We start from the raw sequence: 2,042 nt of genomic DNA on the forward strand, positions 1-2,042 counted from the left end.
AGGAGCATGAAAAATGGTGGCGCAACTGACGGACAATGAACGCAAAGCGGCTTTGGCAGAGCTGCCGGACTGGGAATATGACGCAAAGCGTGACGCGATCAGCCGTTCGTTCAAATTTGGCGACTTCACAGAAGCCTTCGCGTTCATGACTCGCGTCGCCCTGCACGCGGAAAAGGCCGATCATCATCCCGAATGGTTCAATGTCTACAACCGCGTGGATATCGTGTTGACCACGCATGATGCAGGTGAAAATGGCGGGCTGTCACAGCGCGACGTGGATCTGGCACAAGTGATCGAGAGTGTGCGCTAGTCTTTCGCTTCCGATCCGGCCAGAATATTTCCCATGTCGGCAAGCTGGGCCTGCTGTTTGCGGAGGCGGCCGGGCATCCAGCGCGCGGCAAAGGCGAGTTGTTTGGCCATTTTATTGACCGGCATGTGGAGTTTCTCGCCATGCACGGCTTCCCAGGCCGCCGGACCGATGATGGTCACCGGACTGACGAGCACACCGGCTTCTTCAAGGCGTTCCTTGCCTGTCTGGTTGGTGCCTTCTGCAACATCAGAAATGATATTGGTGTCGACAAAACCGGGCATCAGAGAGCGTGACTTGATGCCATGTTTGCGGAATTCGATGTCATGCGATTCGGCGAGGCCACGGACCGCGAATTTGGTCGCGCTATAGACGCTGAGATCGGCGACCCCGTAAATGCCCGCTGCCGATGCGGTATAGAGGACACAGCTGTCCGGTGTGTTCTTGAGCATGTCGAAACAGGCTCGGGTACCGCTGATCACGCCGGTAAAATTGATCGCGATCATCAGGTCGATCGCTTCATCGGTCATTTCCTGAACCGGCCCGCCCTCGCCGATGCCGGCATTGTTAAACAGGACATTCATCACGCCGCCGGTGATCGCGCCAAAGTCGGCAACCGCCTGTTTCCATTGTGCGCGGTCGGTGACGTCGAGCCGGTGGATCGAGCTCTGGCCCTCGGGCAATAATGCCGCGGTTTCGGCCATGCCCTTGTCATTGACATCGGCTATCCCGACGAACCAGCCTTTTTCGGCAAAATAACGACCGACTTCGCGGCCCAGGCCGGATGCTCCGCCGGTAATGAATATAGTCTTCTGTCCGCTTTGATAGCCCATGAGCCCGCTCCTGCCTGGTTATTAACATTGATGTTCATTCGAGCGGTTTTTGACGTGAACGTCAAGTGAAGTTGGACATGCAGGCGAAAGCGCGTCACTATAGCCGCCAATGCCTGTCTCCGGTCCTTCCCTCCGTCTGCAGAATGTCAGCCGCCATTACGGCTCGGTTCGGGCTGTAGACGCGGTTTCGCTGGAAATCGCAGCGGGCAGTCTGGTGGCTTTGGTCGGTCTCTCCGGTTCGGGCAAATCGACCTTGCTCAAGATGATCAACCGGCTGGTCGAACCGGACAGCGGAGCGATCTTCATCGGTGACGAACCGGTCGAATCGCTCGACCCCCATATCCTGCGCCGCCGGATCGGCTATGTTTTCCAGAATATCGGCCTGTTTCCGCATATGACGATTGCCCGCAATATCGCGATCGGGCTGGAACTGGCCGGCGAGAAGGAAGAGCGCGCTGACCGGGTGGCCGAACTGCTCGATCTCGTCGAATTGCCGCAGGACATCGCGGCGCGCATGCCCGATCAGCTCAGCGGTGGTCAGCAGCAGCGTGTCGGGGTTGCCCGCGCGCTTGCTACGCGGCCAGGCCTGATGCTGATGGACGAACCCTTCGGCGCGCTCGATCCGGTGACCCGGGATAATCTGACCGACCAGTACAAGGCGCTGCATCACAACTTGGGCCTGACCACGATCATCGTCACCCATGACATGGCCGAAGCGCTCTATCTCGCCGACCGCATCCTGGTGATGGAGGACGGGCAGATCAAGGCGGATGCCACGCCGGCGCAACTATTATCGGGCAATGTCGGCGAAGAAGCCGAGGCTCTGGTCGCCATTCCCCGCGCGCAAGCCGCGCATCTGATTGCCTTGAGCAAATCGACATGACGGGCCAATGGGAACAGGC

The 2,042-nt window shown here is 58.8% G+C and carries 3 protein-coding genes; 2 read left to right on the forward strand and 1 reads right to left on the reverse strand.

Annotation, left to right across the window (positions count from 1 at the left end; genetic code table 11):
• Positions 1 to 13: 13 nt before the first annotated feature.
• Positions 14 to 310: a 4a-hydroxytetrahydrobiopterin dehydratase gene (locus WBM93_RS01010; protein ID WP_424427272.1), complete on the forward strand. Its 297-nt coding sequence runs from the start codon at positions 14 to 16 to the stop codon at positions 308 to 310.
• Here the strand turns inward: WBM93_RS01010 and WBM93_RS01015 are convergent.
• The gene (locus WBM93_RS01015; RefSeq protein ID WP_424427274.1) at positions 307 to 1,140 is read right to left on the reverse strand and encodes an SDR family oxidoreductase; all 834 of its coding nucleotides are present in this window, start codon (positions 1,138 to 1,140) and stop codon (positions 307 to 309) included. The genes WBM93_RS01010 and WBM93_RS01015 overlap by 4 nt on opposite strands.
• A gap of 109 nt (positions 1,141 to 1,249) precedes the next feature.
• On the opposite strand from WBM93_RS01015, the gene WBM93_RS01020 reads away from it, so the two are divergent.
• A complete protein-coding gene (locus tag WBM93_RS01020) occupies positions 1,250 to 2,023 on the forward strand; it encodes an ATP-binding cassette domain-containing protein (RefSeq protein ID WP_424427276.1) in 774 nt (257 codons plus the stop codon).
• Positions 2,024 to 2,042: the final 19 nt, after the last annotated feature.

The sequence above is a fragment of the Parasphingorhabdus sp. genome (assembly GCF_049667325.1).
In the GTDB taxonomy this organism is placed as follows: Bacteria; Pseudomonadota; Alphaproteobacteria; order Sphingomonadales; family Sphingomonadaceae; genus Parasphingorhabdus.

Excerpts from the sequence above, each read along its gene's own strand:
- WBM93_RS01010 (WP_424427272.1), top strand. The coding sequence starts at position 14 with ATGGTGGCGCAACTGACGGACAATGAACGCAAAGCGGCTTTGGCAGAG.
- WBM93_RS01015 (WP_424427274.1), bottom strand. The coding sequence starts at position 1,140 with ATGGGCTATCAAAGCGGACAGAAGACTATATTCATTACCGGCGGAGCA.
- WBM93_RS01020 (WP_424427276.1), top strand. The coding sequence starts at position 1,250 with ATGCCTGTCTCCGGTCCTTCCCTCCGTCTGCAGAATGTCAGCCGCCAT.